The sequence below is a fragment of the Pseudonocardia alni genome (assembly GCF_002813375.1).
Lineage (GTDB): Bacteria > Actinomycetota > Actinomycetes > Mycobacteriales > Pseudonocardiaceae > Pseudonocardia > Pseudonocardia alni.
Genome location: NZ_PHUJ01000003.1, coordinates 671,890 through 688,112, shown reverse-complemented (window position 1 = coordinate 688,112; position 16,223 = coordinate 671,890). Strand labels below are relative to the sequence as shown.

Sequence of the window (16,223 nt, the reverse complement as noted above, 5' to 3'; positions counted from 1 at the left end):
CCCGGATCCCTCAGGGGGTCCGGGCTCCGTCGCGTGCGGGCATGATGACCGGTGATGAACGATCAGCAGACCGGCACCGCCAGCCCCTCCCGCCCCGCTCGAGCGGTCCGCGACCTCGCCGACGACCACGTCCGGCGCCTCGCCGAGCTCGACCCGGTCCTCGCCGGCGACCTCGGCTGGACCGAGCGGCAGGACGAGCTGCCCGACCTCTCCCCCGACGGCACCGCCGCGCTTGTCGCCGCCTGCCGGGAGACCCTGGAGCGGCTGGACACCACCACGGGCGCCCGGCAGCCCGCCGACCCCGACGAGCGTCGCTGCGCGCGGCTGCTGCGTGAGCGTCTCGGCGCCCAGCTCGACCACCTGACCTCCGGGGAGCCGTTGCGTGCGGTGCAGGAGCTGTTCGGACCGCTGGCGACCCTGCGGACCGCGTTCACCCTCATGCCCGTCGACGGCGACGAGGACTGGGCCACCGTCGCCGCGCGGATGGCGCGGGTCCCCGAGGCACTCGCCGGGTACCGGGCGTCGCTGGCCGAGGGCCGCCGTCGCGGGCTGTTCGCCGCGCCGCGCCAGGTGGTGCGGGTGACCGAGCAGATCGACGCCTGGAACGGCGACGCGGGCGGCCGTGGCTGGTTCGCCGGGTTCGCCGCGGACGCCTCCGTCGGTGACGCCGTGCGCGCCGACCTGGACCGCGGTGCGCGGGAGGCGACGGCGGCGCTGGGCGAGCTGCGGGACTGGCTGGCCGCGGAGTACCTGCCGGCCGCGGAGGGGACCCCGGACGGCGTGGGCCCCGACCGGTACCGGATCGCGAACCGGTTCTGGAACGGCGCCGACATCGACACCGTCGAGGTCTACGAGTGGGGCTGGTCGGAGTTCCGCCGGATCCGCGAGGAGATGGCCGTCGAGGCCGCGCGGATCGTGCCCGGCGGCAGCGTGCGCGAGGCGATGGAGTTCCTGGAGACCGACGGGGGCTCGACCGGGGTCGTCGTGGGCGGGGAGGCCGCCCGGGCGCACCTGCAGAAGATCATGGACGACACGATCGCCGAGCTCGACGGTGTCCACTTCGACCTGTCCGGCCGGCTTCGGGAGGTCGAGTCCCGGCTGGCGCCGGCGGGCAGCGCGGCGGCGCCGTACTACACACCACCGGCGCTGGACTTCTCGCGGCCGGGCCGGACCTGGCTGCCCGCGAGCGAGGACGACCGCTACCCGCTGTGGGACCTGATCAGCACCTGGTACCACGAGGGCGTCCCGGGCCACCACCTGCAGCTGGCGTCGTGGGCGGTGCGCAGCCGGGAGCTGTCGACGTTCCAGACGTCGCTGGTGGGCGCGGTGAGCGCGGACGTGGAGGGCTGGGCGCTCTACGCGGAGCGGCTGATGGACGAGCTGGGCCACCACTCCGACCCGGGGTCGCGGCTGGGCTACCTCAACGCCCAGATGCTGCGCGCGGTGCGTGTGGTGATCGATCTGGGGATGCACCTGTCGCTGCCGGTCCCCGACGACTCCCCGGTCGGTGCCGGTCAGCGGTGGACCCCGGAGCTGGGGCGGGAGTTCTTCGGCCGGCACGTCGGCGGCGGGGACGCGATGGCCGACTCGGAGCTGCTGCGCTACCTCGGCGGACCGGCCCAGGCGATCGGCTACAAGCTGGGCGAGCGGGCCTGGCTGACCGGGCGGGAGCGGGCCCGGGCCGCGCACGCCGCCCGCGGGGAGGAGTTCGACCTCGCCGCGTGGCACGCCGCCGCGCTCGCGCAGGGCACGCTGGGTCTCGACGACCTGGTGCCGGAGCTGGCGGCCCTGCCGGCGCGCGCCTGAGCGCACCCGGGGGCGCCGCGCGGCTCAGCCGTGTGCGGCGCCCTCGGTGACCGGCCCCGCGGGGCGCTGGGGGGTGTCGCGGCCGAGCCGGTGCGACAGGCCCCAGCAGGTGACCCGCCACAGCGCCTCGGCGACGATGCCGCCGCTCATCTTGGAGGCGCCGCGCTCGCGCTCGGTGAAGGTGATCGGGACCTCGCTGACCCGGAACCCGGCCTGCAGGGCCCGCCAGGCCATGTCCACCTGGAAGCAGTAGCCCTGGGAGGCGACCGAGTCCAGGTGCAGCTGCTCGAGCACCGTGCGCCGGTAGACGCGGTAGCCGCCGGTGATGTCGCGCAGCGGCACGCCGAGTGCGAGGCGGGAGTAGAGATTGCCGCCGCGGGAGAGGAGCTCGCGGTGCCAGGGCCAGTTCACGACGCGCCCGCCGGGCACGTAGCGGGAGCCGAGGACGACGTCGGCGTCGGTCAGGGCGGCGAGCAGCGCGGGGAGGTCCTCGGGGGCGTGCGAGCCGTCGGCGTCCATCTCGACGACGACCTGGTGCTCGCCGGTCAGCGCGTGCCGGAAGCCGTCGAGGTAGGCGGCGCCGAGGCCGTCCTTGCCGGAGCGGTGCAGGACGCGGACCCGCTCGTCGGCGGCGGCGAGGGCGTCGGCGAGCTCTCCGGTGCCGTCGGGGCTGGCGTCGTCGACGACGAGGACGTCGGCGTCGGGCAGCGCGGCGTGCAGCCGCGCGACGGCGGGACCGAGGTTCTCCCGCTCGTCGTAGGTGGGAACCACGACCAGGACCGGGCCCGGCGGTTCGACCATGCTCGTCCTCTCCCCCGCCCGATCGGTGTCGACCGGGCGACCCTACCCGTACCGACCGCACCTGCTCGGTCACCGCTCGTCGTGCTGCGGCGGAGCGCGGTCGTGCGGACAGCGTAGTGGAGCGCCGCGACCGCCCGACGCGGCGGCATCGGACGCGGGACCGGCCCCGGGGCGGGACCCGGCGCGGGACGGGGGCGGCGGTCAGCGGGTCCCGGCGAGCAGATGGGCGTTGCCCAGCGCCTCCAGGACACCGCCGCGGGCCCGGCCGCCGGTGTTCTCGCCGGGGAGGAACCACTCGTAGCCGTAGGCGGCGGCGAAGCCCGCCTCGTCGACCGCGTCCGGGGCGATCTGGCTGGCGTGGGCGAGCATCGCGGACCGCTTCACGGCGAGCTCGGCCGGGCCGCCCCCGACGGCCACGGCGATCTCGGCGGTGACCCGGCCGTAGCCGACGCCCGCGGCGTGCGCGGCGCCGTGGACGAGGTGCCGGTCGCGCGCGGCCAGCGCGAGGTGCTCCCGGTCGACGGTCATCCGGTAGCCGTGGGCGCCGGTGAGCGAGCAGGCGATGGCACCCGCGGCGTGCGCGGCGCGGTGGTCGGGATGGCCGTAGATGCCGGCGTCGTCGTCGTGCAGGACGGTGCCCGCGCCCTCGGCGTCGACGATCTCGGCGACGGCGCGGCCGAGCGCGACGGGGTCGGCGCCGGCGAGGGCGCGCGGATGGCGCAGGCCGGGGCCGCCGGGCAGGCCGGAGTCGCGGTGCCCCAGCAGCACGAGCCGGTGCACGCCGAGCAGGGCGGCGGCGTCGGTGAGCTCGCGGCGGCGGCGGTCGGGGACGGTCTCGCCGGGTTCCAGGGGGAGGCGGGACTCGCCGAGGTCGCCGCCGGTGGCCATGACGAGCACGACGCGGGCGCCCGCGTCGGCGAGGCGGCGCAGGGTCAGTCCGGTGAAGATCGACTCGTCGTCGGGGTGGGCGTGCAGGGCCAGGACGGTCTGGCCGGAGAGGGTGTGCACCTGGTGATCGCTTCGCGTGCGGGGCCGGGGCGGCCGGTACGGACACGGGTCCGGAGCGGGTCGGTACCCGGGCGGCGCGAGCGGTCCACGGACGGTGAGCCGGGACGGCGGTGTCAGCCGCGCGGGGACGGACCCCGACGACAGCGACACGCGGCGGCGCGCACGGGGCGCGCGGCGGCGGCGGTCGTCGGCTCGATCACGCGGGAGATGATGGCAGGGGCGCCGTCACGGGTCCACACCGGGGCCCCGCGACGGCGCTCACACCGGTCAGACGGTGCTCTTCGGCATGATCAGCCAGAGCGCCAGGTAGATGACGAACTGCGGGCCGGGCAGCAGGCAGGACAGCACGAACAGGAACCGCACGGTGTTGCGACCCATCCCGAAACGGTCGGCCAGCCCGGCGCAGACCCCGGCGATCACCTTCCCGTTGCGGGGACGGACGAGACGCTGGGTCACGGGCATGTTCACGGGGTGCTCCTTCGTGGTGCGGGTGGGACCTCCCCCACCCTGGCACCACCGGGGCCCGGCGCGCTCGGGGAACACCCGGAGGGTGACCCCGAACGCGCCCCGGGGGTCGTTACAGGACGACGAGGTCGCGGGCGGTGGTGTTGAGCCGCTCCACGCCGTCGGCGGTCACGACGACGATGTCCTCGATCCGGGCGCCCCACCTGCCGGCCTGGTAGATGCCGGGCTCGATCGAGAAGGTCATGCCCTCGGTGAGGACGAGGTCGTTGCCGCCGACGATGTAGGGCTCCTCGTGCACGTCGAGGCCGATGCCGTGCCCGGTGCGGTGGATGAAGTGCTCACCGTGCCCGGCGGCGGCGATGTGCTCGCGGGCGGCGGCGTCGATGTCGGCGGCGGTGGCACCGGGCCGGACGGCGGCGACGGCGCGCTCCTGGGCCTCCTGCAGCACCGCGTAGGTCTCCTTGACGTCCGGTCCGGGCTCGCCGCCGACGGCGTAGGTGCGGGTGCAGTCGGAGTTGTAGCCGCCGGGCAGCGGTCCGCCGATGTCGATGACGACGACGTCGCCGGCCTCGATCACGCGGTCGGAGACGTCGTGGTGCGGGCTGGCGCCGTTGGGGCCGGAGCCGACGATGACGAACGCGGCCTCGGCGTGGCCCTCGGCGATGATCGCGGCGGTGATGTCGGCGCCGACCTCGGCCTCGGTGCGGCCGGGGCGCAGGAACTCGCCCATCCGCCGGTGCACCCGGTCGATGGCGGCGCCGGCCTCGCGCAGGCGGTCGATCTCGGCCGGGTCCTTGCGCATGCGGAGCTCGCGCAGCACGGTGCCGCCGAGGTACTGCGGGACGTCGGGGAAGGCGTGGCGCAGGCCGAGGACGTGGCGGGCGGGCATGTCGTCGTCGACCGACATCCGGGTGGGGCCGCCGGCGAGGTCGCTGACCAGCAGGTACGGGTCCTCGCCGTCGGTCCAGGTGACCAGGTCGATGCCGAGCGCCTCCAGCGGCACACCGGCGAACCCGGGCGCCTCCAGCGACGGGACGACGAGCGCGGGCGGCGCCCGGTGCCCGGCGGCCGGGACGATCAGGCAGGTCAGGCGCTCGTGCGAGGACCCGTCGAACCCGGTCAGGTAGCGCAGGTCGGTTCCCGGGGTCAGGAACAGCACGTCGGTGCCCTGCTCGGCGGCGTGCTCACCGGCACGGCGCAGCCGGTCGGCGAGCAGCTCGGTGGGGACGGCATCGGTCATGACCGTGAGCGTAGGCGGGCACGGGGGGTACACGACCGCCACCCGGAGCACCGCGGCGTGGGCCGGGCGGGGGCCGGTGGGCGTCCGGACGCGCTGCGTGACCGGACGCCTGCGGAGCCGGAGCGCGGGTCAGTCGGTGTCGAGTGCGGTGGGGTGCGCGGTGACGGTCCCGGCGAGCTCGACGAGCTTGACGTTGAGGTCCTGGGAGGTGCGGCGGAGCACGTCGAAGGCCTCCTCGGCGGTGAGCCCGCGGCGCGCCATCAGGATGCCCTTGGCCTGGCCGATCACGTCGCGCGAGGCGATCGCCTGGCGCAGCTGGGTCTCCTGGAGCCCGGCGTCGGACACGGCGACGCAGGTGGCCAGGGCCAGCGACGCGTGCGTGGCGAGCAGCATCAGGCGGTCGCGGTCGGCGGAGGTGAACGCCCGGCGGTCGGTGGCGTAGACGTTGAGCGCGCCGGGCAGCCGCGGCGGCTCGGCGTCGGGGATCAGCGAGACCGCCAGCACCGAGTGGAACCCGTGCCCGACGGCGGCGTGGGCGAAGTCGCTCCAGCGGCTCTCGGCGGCGAGGTCGTCGGAGGAGGCCAGCGCGGGGCCGTCGGCGCGGGCGGCCTCGACACAGGGGCCGCGGCCGCTGGTGTACTGGGCCTCGTCGATCGACGAGGCGGCGGGGTCGGTCTCGACGGGGGTGTGGAAGCGGCCGTCGTCGTCGCGGAGGGTGACGCTGACCATGTCCGCGCCGGGCACGACCCGGCGGACCGCGGCGACGACCCGGGCGAGGACGTCGGCGACCGAGCCGGAGGCGAGCAGGGCGCCGGTGAGGGCGGCGAACTCGCGGGCGAGCGGGCCGGTGTCGGCCAGGGCGTCCTCGGCGGGGCCACCGCGCTGCTCGGTGACGACGAACAGGTCCCGCTCGGCGGTCCAGTCGTCGCGCCCGGTGACCGCAGCAGGTCCGCTGTTCGTGGTGGTTCCGCTGTTCTCCACACCGGGCATTCTGCACGGTCCGCGCGGGTGCGGCGCCCACCCGGGTACGGCGGCGGTGCCAGACTCGCGGCATGAGTGAGCGCCCGCTGATGCTGCTGGACTCCGCGAGCATGTACTTCCGTGCCTACTTCGGCGTGCCGGAGAGCGTCACCGCCCCGGACGGGACGCCGGTGAACGCGGTGCGCGGGTTCACCGACATGATCGCGCGGCTGGTCACCGAGCACCGCCCGGTGCGGCTGGTGGCCTGCCTCGACCTGGACTGGCGGCCGGCGTTCCGGGTGGACGCGCTGCCGTCGTACAAGGCGCACCGGGTGGAGGCGGGCCGGGCCGGCGACGAGGTGCCGGCCGGCGTGCCCGAGGAGGTGCCGGACACCCTCGCCCCGCAGGTACCGCTGATCATGGAGGTGCTGGCCGCGGCGGGGATCGCGACCGGCGGGGCCGTGGGCTGCGAGGCCGACGACGTGATCGGGACCCTGGCCCACCGGGAGGCCTCCGACCCGGTGCTGGGGGTGTCCGGGGACCGGGACCTCATGCAGATCGTGCGCGACGCCCCGCCGGTGCGGCTGCTCTACATCGGCCGCGGGCTGAACAAGGCCGAGAACCTGGGCCCGGACGACGTCGCGGAGAAGTTCGGGGTGCCCCGGGAGCGGGCGGGCGCGGCGTACGCGGAGATGGCGATGCTGCGCGGGGACCCCTCCGACGGGCTGCCCGGCGTGCCCGGGGTCGGTGCGAAGACGGCGGCGACGCTGGTCGGCCGGTTCGGCTCGTGGGCGGAGCTGCTGGCCGCGGTCGGCGACGGCGACGCCCGGATCGGGGCGGGGCCGCGGGCGAAGCTGGCGGCGGCGCGGGACTACCTCGACGTCGTCGAGCCGGTGGTGCGGGTGCGGACCGACGCCGAGGTCGACCTGAGCCGCGACGACGTGCTCCCGGCGTCGTTCGCCGACCCGGACCGGCTCGACGAGCTGGCACGGCGGTGGGGTCTGGAGTCGTCGGTGGGCCGGCTGCGGAAGGCCCTGGACGCGGCGGCGTCGTCGTGACCTGCCCGGACCACGGGCTGCCGGTCCCGCCGTCGTCGGCGTACGACGAGGCCGTGGCCCGGGAGACCGCGGTGCGCGCGGCGGCGGCCGACCCGATCACCTCCCCCCACGACGGCGCCCCCGCCGCGGTGCGGGAGGCGGTGGCGGCCGCGGTCGAGGAGCTGCGGGACGAGCTGCTGGCGCTGTCGCACGACCTGCACGCCCACCCGGAGACCGCGTTCTCCGAGCACCGCTCGGTCGCCGCGGTGGCCGCGCTGCTGGCCGGGCACGGGGTCGACGCCGCCGTCGGCGTGCACGGGCTGGACACGGCGCTGCGGGCGACGCTCGGCTCCGGGGACGGCCCGACGGTCGCGGTGCTCGCCGAGTACGACGCGCTGCCCGGCATCGGGCACGCCTGCGGGCACAACGTGATCTGCTCGGCGGCGGTGGGCGCGTTCCTGGCGCTGGCGCGGGTGCTCGCCGCGCATCCGGTGGGCGGCACCGTGGTGCTGCTCGGCACGCCGGCGGAGGAGGGCGGCGGCGGGAAGGAGACGATGGCCCGCGACAGTGCGTTCGACGGCGTCGACGCCGCGGTGATGCTGCACCCGTTCGCCCACGACATCGCCGACCACCCGTTCCTGGGGCGCCGCCAGCTGGAAGTCACCTACCACGGGGTCGCCGCGCACGCCTCGGCCCAGCCGCACCGGGGCCGCAACGCCCTGGACGCGGTCGTCCTGGGCTACCAGGGGATCGCGATGCTGCGCCAGCACATCCCCGACGCCGACCGGGTGCACGGCGTCGTCGTCGACGGCGGGCAGGCGCCCAACGTCGTGCCGGAGCGGGCGTCGGCGCGCTACTACCTGCGCTCGCAGCGCCCGGAGACGTTGCGGGACCTGACCACGCGGGTGGAGGCGATCGCCGTCGCGGCGGCGGCGATGACCGGCTGCGGCCACACCCTGGAGTGGGACCCGCGCCCGCCGTACCTGCCGATCCGCCACAACCGGACCCTCGCCGCGCGCTGGGCGGTGCACCAGGCCGGGCGGGGGCGCACGGTGTACCCGCGCGGGGTGGTGCCGGAGTCCGAGACCGGGTCGACCGACCTGGGCAACGTCTCGCTGCGGGTGCCGTCGATCCATCCGATGATCGCGATCGCGGAGCCGGGCACCGCGCTGCACACCACCGGGTTCGCCGAGGCCGCGGCGGGCGCGGCCGGGGACCGCGCGGTGCTCGACGGCGCCGCCGGGCTGGCGACGGTGGTGGCCGACCTGCTGTACGACGAGGCGCTTTGCGGGGCGGTCGCGGCGGAGTTCGCCGAGGCGGGCGGCCCGGTGGACGTGCCCTCGTTCTTCGACTGAGGCTCAGCCGCCGTGGCCTGCGGTGCGGCGCTCCCGCGGCGCGGCGCGGGTGTGGATCTTCTCGCCCTGTGGGCCGAACAGACTGAGGAGCTCGACGGCGCGGTCGCGGTCGGCGGAGCCGAACCAGTGCGGGACGTGGGTGTCGAACTCGGCGGCCTCCCCGGCGCCGAGCACGACGTCGTGCCCGCCGAGGACCAGGCGCAGCCTGCCGTCGAGGACGTAGAGCCACTCGTAGCCCTCGTGCACCCGCGGGTCGGGCTCGTCGCCGCGGAACGGGATGAGCATCTTGAACGCCTGCAGCCCGCCGGGGCGCTCGGTCAGCGGGACGACGGTCATCCCGTTGGCCCGGCGCGGCCGCAGCCGCACCCGCGGGTCGCCGACCGGTGGGGCGGCGACGAGCTCGTCGAGCGGCACCTGGTGGGCGGCCGCGATCGGGAGCAGCAGCTCCAGGGTCGGACGGCGCCCGCCGGACTCGAGGCGCGACAGCGTGCTCACCGAGATACCGGTGGCCTCCGACAGGTCGGCCAGGGTCATGCCGTGTGCGGTGCGCAGCCCGGCCAGCCGGGGGCCGACGCCGGCCAGGGTGTCCGCGATCGCCTCGTCCACTCCGACAGTTTGCCATCCCGGCAACGATGTTTGCCAGTGTCGCGCTGCGGCGCGCAGGGTGGTGCCATGACCTCCTCTCCCGCAGACCCGTTCGGTGCCGCGTCCGAGCGCCGGGTCGCCGCGCTCGTCGCGGACGACCGGGTGCACGGACTCGCCACCGCCACCACCGCTGCCGCGACGCCCACCCCGCCCACCCGACCCACCGGAGGAGCCACCGTGACGGAGGACCGCTGGTCCGCGGCGTTCTGGGACGCCCACTACGACACCCGACCGCAGATCTGGAGCGGCGACGCCAACGCCGCCCTCGTCGCCGAGGCCGCGGACCTGCCGCCCGGGCGGGCGCTCGACGTCGGCTGCGGGGAGGGCGGCGACGCGGTCTGGCTCGCCGCGCGGGGCTGGCGGGTGGACGCCGTCGACGTCTCCCCCGTCGCGGTGGAGCGGGCCCGGGCCGCCGTGCAGCGGGCCGGGTGGGCCGACGCGGTCACCCTCACCGCCGCCGACCTGCGCTCCGACCCGCCCGCCGCGGGCGTCTACGACCTGGTCAACGCCCAGTTCCTGCACCTGCCCCCGGACGTGCGCCGCCCGCTGTACGCCGCGCTCGCCGACGCCGTCGCACCCGGTGGGACGCTGCTGCTGGTGCTGCACCACCCGCGCGACCTGGCCGCCGGGATCCCGCGCCCGCCGGAGCCGGAGCTGTTCCCCGACGAGCACGAGCTCGCCGGTGCGCTCGACCCGGACCGGTGGGAGGTGCTGGTCACCGACGCGCGGCCGCGGCCGGTGACGCTGCCCGACGGCAGCACGGTGACCGGCCACGACGCGGTCGTCCGGGCCCGCCGCCGGGCCTGAGCGTCCGCGTCGCGGGCGGGGACGCTCAGAAGAACGTGCCGCACCACGGCGCCGGTCCGGGCACCGCGAACAGCGCGTCCGCCCGGACCCGGGCGCCGGGAGTGTGCTCGCGCCAGCGGCCCGCCGCCACCAGCGACGACGGCGACCGGTCGCCGAGGAACGCCGCCGCCAGTGCGTCGACGGTGCACTCCAGGTCGGGATCGGTGCCGGCGGCGGGCTCGGCGGCGCCGTCGGCGAGACGCCAGGTGCCGGTGTCGCCGAGGAACGCGTCGTGCACCCGCAGCACGACCGGTCCGCCGGGGCCCCAGGCGCGGGCCCGCAGCGCGGCGTCCGGGTCGAGCAGGCGCAGCCACAGGTCGTCGCCGCGGCCGGTGACCCGGTGGGCCCGGGAGTCGGCCAGCACCAGATCGAGGTCCTCGTCGAGGGGACGTGCCCAGCTCGTCACCGCGCCGGCCAGGTCGAGGCCGGTCAGGAACCGCCACAGCCCGGCGGTCGCGGAGGGCCCGGCGGCCCAGAGCTGCTGCAGCCGGACCTCGTCCGTGCCGCCGGTGGCCAGGTCGCCCTCCGCGACACCCCACACCACGAACCCGTCGTCGACGCCGTCGGTGCCGGTGTGCACCGCCACGCCCTTGTACTCGCCGGCGGGCGGGCCCGCGGGGCGCAGCGCCCGCCGCCACCAGCGCGCGGAGCGTGTCATCCCGCCCGGGCGGTCCGCGGCAAGGCGTTCCTGCAGGCCGGGCAGCAGCGCGGTCGCCTCGTCGGGGTCGAGCATCCGCACCGTGCCCCCGGCCGGGGCCTCCGGGCGCCACGCGGCCCCCGCCGTGACGCGGACCTGGTCGGCGCGGGAGGCGACGCCGTAGCCGTAGCGACCGTAGATGCCGGCCTCCGAGGCGCGGAGCACCGCGGCGACGTCGCCGCGGTCGCGGGCCGCGGTCAGCTGGGCGCGCATGAGCGCGGTCAGGCGCCCGGCGCGGGTCCGGTCGGGTCGCACCCCGACGCCGCTCACCGCGGCGGCGGGGACCCGGGCCCCGCCGGGCAGGGTCAGCCGGGTCGGGAAGGAGTACGCCGACCCGACGAGCGCACCGGAGGGGTCCGCGACGCCGAGCCAGTGCTCGTCGGGGGCCTGCCCGTGGGCCTCCCACGCGTCGTCGGTGACCGGGCCGTGGTGCAGGGTGCCCAGGAACAGGTCGAACGCGCGGCGCCGGTCGGCGGGGTCGGTCAGGGTCCGGACCGTGTGAGGGGCGACGGTCGGCGGGGCGGGGTACGGGGCGAACGGGTCATCGGGGCTCACATCCGACGAGCCTCGCGTCCGCGCGCCCCGTGCGCCAGCCGATTACCCGGCCCGCCACCGCAGCCCGGTCAGACCCGCCCGACCTGGTAGTCGCCCTGGTCGCTGGTCACGACCACGGGGACCTCGACCTGCTCGCCGTCGACGACGGCCTGGCAGGTGAACTGCGTACCGGCCGACACCTCGACGTCCTCCGGGCAGGCGATCGCACCGACCTGCAGGCCGTAGTCCTGGGTGAGGACCTGGTTGACCCCGGCCTGTAGCGCGGTGCGGTCGAGCCGGTCGCTGCCGAGCACGCCCGCCCAGAACAGGGCACCGACCACGAGTGCGGCCACCACCACGGCGCCGACCCCGGCCAGGATGTACAGCCGCGTCCGCGACGGGGAGCGGACCGCGTCCCGGGAGACCCAGGGCTCGTCCTCACCGGGCCCGGGGTTCTGCCACCCGCCCGGCCCGGACCCGCCGTCGGCCGGGACGGCTGCGGTGGTCTGCGCGTCGGCCCAGGGCGACCCGGGTGACGACGTGGGGACGGCGTCGGTGGGGGCTCCGGTCTCGGCGGCCCGGCGACGGGCGCGGCGCCCGGTCGGGACGGCCCATCCGCCGTCGGTGCCGGTGTCGGAGCCCGCCTCGTCGCCCCACAGCGACTCGCCGCGGGCCGGGTCCCCGGCGGCTCCGTCGTGGGCGGCCCAGCCGCCGGTGTCGCCGCCGTGGCGTCCGCCCGCGGGCGGGACGGCGTCCCAGCCGCCGGTGCCCTGCACGGGTGCGCCGCCGGCGCCGGGGGCGGCCCAGCCGTCGCGGTCGTCGCGGTCGGGGGACCAGGCTCCGGTGGTCTCGGGGTCGGCGCCCCACCCGCCGGGCGGTGGCGTGCCCCAGGCGGGGATCTCCCCGGTCCGCTCCGCGGCATCCTCGGGATGCCGGTCCGGTCCCTGCGGGTTGTTCATCGCCTACTCGTCCGCCCGTCTCTCTCGTCGTGCCGTCGTGACTGCTGGTGCTGCTCGTGACTGCTACTGCATACCGGCCGCGACCACGCCGCGCCGGACCGCACCGGAGGCCCGGTGGGCCGCCTTGCCGACCGCGCTCGACCGCCCGGCGACCCCGGCGATCTGGTCGAGCAGGTCGAGGACCTGCCGGGTCCAGCGTACGAAGTCGCCCGCGGACAGCTCGTGCCCGTTCCGTTCGGCGGCCTCCAGGACCTGTGCCAGGGACTCGCCGCGCGCCCACCGGTGCATCGGCCAGGCGAAGGCCAGGTCGGGTGCGCGGGTGCGTTCGGCCTTGTGCCGGCGCTGGTCGGCGTCGAGCTCCTCCCACAGCCGCACGGTCCGCTCCAGCGCGTCGGACACCGGGCCGGTGGGCAGCCGCGGCATCGGTGCGTCGTCGCGGCGGGACTCGTAGACCAGCGCCGAGACCACCGCGGCCAGTTCGTCGGGCTCCAGGCCCTCCCACGCGCCGTGCCGCAGGCACTCGGCGGCCAGCAGGTCCGACTCGCCCCACAGCCGGGCCAGGACCCGGCCGTGTGCGGTGATCTCCTCCTCGCCGGGCTCGGCCTCCCCTGCCGGGACGAGGTAGCCGCGCTCGGCGAGCAGCGCCCGGATCCGGTCGAACGCCCGGGCCAACGAGTGCGTCGTGGCCCGCACCTTCTGCCGCAGCGTCTCGGTCTCCCGCTCCAGCCTCGCGTGCCGCTCCGCCCAGCGGGCGTGCGCCTCGCGGTCGTCGCAGCCGTGGCAGGGGTGCGCGCGCAGGGCGCGGCGCAGTGTCGACAGCTCCGGGTCGTCCTGCACCCCGGGCCGGCGACGACGCCCGAGGGCGCGCCCCTCCCCCAGCCGGGAGGCACGCAGCGAGGAGGCCAGGTCCCGGCGGACCTGCGGGGACCGGTGCTCGACCCGCTTCGGCAGCGTGATCCGGCCCAGCACCTCCACCGCGTCCGGGAAGTCCGCCGCCGACAACCGTCCCGCCCAGCGGTCCTCGGTGCACACCAGCGGCCGGACCTCGGCGTCGCGGCCCGCGGCCGACAGCGCCCCGATCCCCGGGTCGAGCACCACGGCGATCCCGGCGCGCTTGCCCGAGGGCACCGCGATCACGTCGCCGGGGCGCAGCTCGCGCAGCGACTCCGAGGCCTCGTCGCGGGCGGCGACGGTGTTCTGGCGGCGCAGCGACTTCTCCCGGTCGGCGATGCGCCTACGCAGGTCGGCGTACTCGGCGAAGTCGCCGAGGTGGCAGCTCATCGCCTCCCGGTAGCCGTCCAGGGCCTCGGTGTTGCGGTCGATCCGCCGGGCCAGCCCGACCACCGACCGGTCCGCCTGGAACTGCCCGAAGGAGCGTTCCAGCAGCTCGCGGGCGGCGTCGGTGCCCAGGCGCCCGACCAGGTTGACCGACATGTTGTAGACCGGCCGGAACGAGCTGCGCAGCGGGTAGGTGCGGGTGGAGGCCAGCCCGCCGACCTGCTCCGGGTCCATGCCGGGTGCCCACAGCACGACGGCGTGGCCCTCGACGTCGATGCCGCGCCGCCCGGCTCGCCCGGTGAGCTGGGTGTACTCGCCGGGGGTGAGGTCGACGTGGGCCTCGCCGTTGTACTTGACCAACCGCTCCAGCACGACGGTGCGGGCGGGCATGTTGATGCCCAGCGCCAGGGTCTCGGTGGCGAACACGCAGCGCACCAGGCCGGCGACGAACAGCTCCTCGACGGTCTCCTTGAACGCCGGCAGCAGCCCGGCGTGGTGGGCGGCGACGCCGCGTTCGAGGGCCTCGCGCCACTCCCAGTACCCGAGCACGCCGAGGTCGGCCTGCGGTAGGTCGCCGGTGTGCTTCTCGACGATCCGGCGGATCTCGTCGACCTCCTCGGGCACGGTCAGGCGCACCCCGGCCCGCACGCACTGGCCGACCGCGGCGTCGCAGCCGGCGCGGGAGAAGACGAACGTGATCGCGGGCAGCAGCCCCTCGCGGTCGAGCCGGTCGATCACCTGCACCCGCGACGGCGGCCGGAACCCACCGCGCGACGGGCCGCCCCCGCGCGGCCCCCGCCCGACGACGGCCGTGGAGTCGGTCTTCCCGCCCCGGGTGCGGCCGCGCTGCGGACCACCCCGGCCGCGCGGCCCGCGGTCGCCCGCCCGGTCCGAGCCTCGTGAGGTGGTGAAGTCCCGCCGGGCCATCTCGCGGGTGTAGCGGACCAGCTCCGGGTCGACGACGACCTCACCGGGCCCGCCGGGGGTGCTCCGCTCACCGAACATGTCGAACAGCCGGTTCCCGACCATCATGTGCTGCCACAGCGGCACCGGGCGGTGCTCGTCGACCACCACGCGGGTGTCGCCGCGGACCTCGACCAGCCAGTCACCGAACTCCTCGGCGTTGCTGACCGTGGCCGAGAGCCCGACGACCGCGACGTGTTCGGGCAGCTGGAGGATGACCTCCTCCCAGACCGCGCCGCGGAACCGGTCGGCCAGGTAGTGGATCTCGTCCATCACCACGTAGCCGAGGTGGTCCAGCCGCCGGTTCGCCGCCTTGTCGGAGTCGGCGTAGATCATGTTGCGGAGCACCTCGGTGGTCATCACGACCACCTGGGCATCACCGTTCACCGCGGTGTCACCGGTGAGCAGGCCGACCGCGTCCGCGCCGTAGCGGGCGACCAGGTCGGCGTACTTCTGATTGGACAGCGCCTTGATCGGCGTGGTGTAGAAGCACTTGCGGCCCTCGGACAGGGCCAGGTGCACGGCGAACTCACCCGCGACGGTCTTGCCGGCGCCGGTGGGCGCACAGAGCAGGACGCCGTGGCCGTCCTCCAGTGCCTCGCACGCCTCGCGCTGGAACGGGTCCAGATCGAAGGGCATCAGACCGGTGAACTCGGCCAGCCGCGGATAGGCGGCGCGGGCCTTCGCCGCCGCGTACGCGGCGGCCGGGTCGGCGGCGGAACCATTCACGGCCCCAGGCTGTCACACGGCACCGACACCCTGCTCCGTCACAGGGTGAGCCGGGCCACGTGGCACCGCCGGGCTACTCCGGGTGGGCGAACTCCGCCTCGACGATGTCGGGGTTGATCTCCGTGCCGTGGTGCTCACCACGGCAGATCGCGGCCATCAGGCCGTCCTTCTCGATGTCGAACACGTGCAGCGGCAGGCCGTGGTCGCGGGCCAGGATGAACGCGGTCTGGTCCATCACGGCCAGCCGGCGCGACAGCACCTCGTCGTAGGGCAGGCGCTCGTAGCGGCGCGCGTCGGGGTTGGTGCGCGGGTCGGTGTCGTAGACGCCGTCGGTGCCGTGCTTGGCCACCAGCAGCGCGTCCGCGCCGATCTCCAGGGCGCGCTGCACGCTCGGGTAGTCGGTGGTGATGAACGGCTGCCCGTTGCCGCCGGAGAAGATCAGGATCGCGTCCTTCTCCAGGTGCCGCTTGGCGCGCAGCCGCAGGAACGGCTCGGCGACGGCGTTGATCGGGATCGCCGTCATGACGCGGACGTTCTCCTCACCACCCGCGGAGAGCTTGCCGCGCAGCAGGAGACCGTTGATCACGGTGCCGAGCATGCCGATGTTGTCGGCCTCGACGCGGTCGATCCCCCAGGTCTCGGAGCGGTTGCCGCGGAACACGTTCCCGCCGCCGACGACGACCGCGACCTGCACCCCCAGCGCACGCATCTGCCGGATCTGGTCGGCGAGGTGGGACAGGGCCTGCGCGGAGAACCCGAAGCCGTCGGCACCGGCCATCGCCTGTCCGCTGAGCTTGATGACCACCCGGTTGTACTTCATCTGTCCCGACCCGCTCCTCAGTGCCGCCCAACCCGATCCGGTGGGCAAGCCTACGGAGCCGTGCCGGACGGGGCCGCGGG

14 protein-coding genes are annotated in these 16,223 nt (G+C 76.0%); 4 read left to right on the top strand and 10 right to left on the bottom strand.

Annotation, left to right across the window (positions count from 1 at the left end; genetic code table 11):
- Nucleotides 1-54 precede the first annotated feature (54 nt).
- Nucleotides 55-1,806: a DUF885 domain-containing protein gene (locus ATL51_RS04425; protein ID WP_100877747.1), complete on the top strand. Its 1,752-nt coding sequence runs from the start codon at nt 55-57 to the stop codon at nt 1,804-1,806.
- A 24-nt stretch (nt 1,807-1,830) separates the two neighbouring features.
- On the opposite strand, the gene ATL51_RS04420 is transcribed toward ATL51_RS04425, so the two are convergent.
- The 5 genes from ATL51_RS04420 to ATL51_RS04400 all read right to left on the bottom strand — a co-directional run bounded on the left by ATL51_RS04420 (nt 1,831) and on the right by ATL51_RS04400 (nt 6,301).
- On the bottom strand, nt 1,831-2,607 hold the full coding sequence (locus tag ATL51_RS04420) for a polyprenol monophosphomannose synthase (protein WP_073574854.1): 777 nt from the start codon (nt 2,605-2,607) through the stop codon (nt 1,831-1,833).
- 201 nt (nt 2,608-2,808) lie between these two features.
- Nucleotides 2,809-3,615: a PIG-L deacetylase family protein gene (locus ATL51_RS04415; RefSeq protein WP_157818220.1), complete on the bottom strand. Its 807-nt coding sequence runs from the start codon at nt 3,613-3,615 to the stop codon at nt 2,809-2,811.
- Between the two features lie 267 nt (nt 3,616-3,882).
- Nucleotides 3,883-4,077 carry a PspC domain-containing protein gene (locus tag ATL51_RS04410; protein WP_073575328.1) on the bottom strand — a complete coding sequence of 65 codons (195 nt, stop codon included), beginning with the start codon at nt 4,075-4,077 and terminating at the stop codon, nt 3,883-3,885.
- Nucleotides 4,078-4,192: 115 nt separating this feature from the next.
- On the bottom strand, nt 4,193-5,320 hold the full coding sequence (locus tag ATL51_RS04405; protein WP_073574852.1) for a M24 family metallopeptidase: 1,128 nt from the start codon (nt 5,318-5,320) through the stop codon (nt 4,193-4,195).
- Nucleotides 5,321-5,449: 129 nt separating this feature from the next.
- Nucleotides 5,450-6,301, bottom strand: a complete 852-nt coding sequence (locus ATL51_RS04400) for a GAF and ANTAR domain-containing protein (RefSeq protein ID WP_374210141.1) — start codon at nt 6,299-6,301, stop codon at nt 5,450-5,452.
- Nucleotides 6,302-6,372: 71 nt separating this feature from the next.
- Between ATL51_RS04400 and ATL51_RS04395 the strand changes: the two genes are divergently transcribed.
- Together ATL51_RS04395 and ATL51_RS04390 are read left to right on the top strand one after the other, a co-directional pair.
- On the top strand, nt 6,373-7,338 hold the full coding sequence (locus tag ATL51_RS04395; protein WP_073574851.1) for a 5'-3' exonuclease: 966 nt from the start codon (nt 6,373-6,375) through the stop codon (nt 7,336-7,338).
- Complete coding sequence (locus ATL51_RS04390; protein WP_100877744.1) at nt 7,335-8,672, top strand: M20 family metallopeptidase; 1,338 nt, start codon at nt 7,335-7,337, stop codon at nt 8,670-8,672. Before ATL51_RS04395 ends, ATL51_RS04390 begins: the two co-directional genes overlap by 4 nt.
- A 3-nt stretch (nt 8,673-8,675) precedes the next feature.
- Here ATL51_RS04390 and ATL51_RS04385 read toward each other — a convergent pair whose 3' ends face one another.
- Nucleotides 8,676-9,278: a helix-turn-helix domain-containing protein gene (locus tag ATL51_RS04385; RefSeq protein WP_301548889.1), complete on the bottom strand. Its 603-nt coding sequence runs from the start codon at nt 9,276-9,278 to the stop codon at nt 8,676-8,678.
- Between the two features lie 66 nt (nt 9,279-9,344).
- Between ATL51_RS04385 and ATL51_RS04380 the strand changes: the two genes are divergently transcribed.
- The gene (locus ATL51_RS04380; RefSeq protein WP_100880474.1) at nt 9,345-10,124 is read left to right on the top strand and encodes an SAM-dependent methyltransferase; all 780 of its coding nucleotides are present in this window, start codon (nt 9,345-9,347) and stop codon (nt 10,122-10,124) included.
- A gap of 25 nt (nt 10,125-10,149) precedes the next feature.
- Here ATL51_RS04380 and ATL51_RS04375 read toward each other — a convergent pair whose 3' ends face one another.
- From ATL51_RS04375 to pyrH, 4 genes are all read right to left on the bottom strand, one after another.
- On the bottom strand, nt 10,150-11,415 hold the full coding sequence (locus ATL51_RS04375) for a GNAT family N-acetyltransferase (protein WP_301548888.1): 1,266 nt from the start codon (nt 11,413-11,415) through the stop codon (nt 10,150-10,152).
- Nucleotides 11,416-11,483: 68 nt separating this feature from the next.
- Entirely contained in the window at nt 11,484-12,353 is an 870-nt protein-coding gene (locus tag ATL51_RS04370) for a DUF4333 domain-containing protein (RefSeq protein WP_073574849.1), read from the bottom strand.
- Nucleotides 12,354-12,416: 63 nt separating this feature from the next.
- A complete protein-coding gene (locus tag ATL51_RS04365; RefSeq protein ID WP_253069174.1) occupies nt 12,417-15,323 on the bottom strand; it encodes a DEAD/DEAH box helicase in 2,907 nt (968 codons plus the stop codon).
- A 73-nt stretch (nt 15,324-15,396) separates the two neighbouring features.
- Nucleotides 15,397-16,143, bottom strand: coding sequence for a UMP kinase (pyrH, locus tag ATL51_RS04360; protein ID WP_062395067.1), 747 nt, complete (start codon nt 16,141-16,143; stop codon nt 15,397-15,399).
- Nucleotides 16,144-16,223: the final 80 nt, after the last annotated feature.

Bases quoted from the DNA above. Each gene is read 5' to 3' on its own strand.
- ATL51_RS04370 (WP_073574849.1), bottom strand. From the start codon at position 12,353: ATGAACAACCCGCAGGGACCGGACCGGCATCCCGAGGATGCCGCGGAG.
- ATL51_RS04410 (WP_073575328.1), bottom strand. From the start codon at position 4,077: ATGCCCGTGACCCAGCGTCTCGTCCGTCCCCGCAACGGGAAGGTGATC.
- pyrH (WP_062395067.1), bottom strand. From the start codon at position 16,143: ATGAAGTACAACCGGGTGGTCATCAAGCTCAGCGGACAGGCGATGGCC.
- ATL51_RS04395 (WP_073574851.1), top strand. From the start codon at position 6,373: ATGAGTGAGCGCCCGCTGATGCTGCTGGACTCCGCGAGCATGTACTTC.
- ATL51_RS04380 (WP_100880474.1), top strand. From the start codon at position 9,345: ATGACCTCCTCTCCCGCAGACCCGTTCGGTGCCGCGTCCGAGCGCCGG.
- ATL51_RS04425 (WP_100877747.1), top strand. From the start codon at position 55: ATGAACGATCAGCAGACCGGCACCGCCAGCCCCTCCCGCCCCGCTCGA.
- ATL51_RS04405 (WP_073574852.1), bottom strand. From the start codon at position 5,320: ATGACCGATGCCGTCCCCACCGAGCTGCTCGCCGACCGGCTGCGCCGT.
- ATL51_RS04420 (WP_073574854.1), bottom strand. From the start codon at position 2,607: ATGGTCGAACCGCCGGGCCCGGTCCTGGTCGTGGTTCCCACCTACGAC.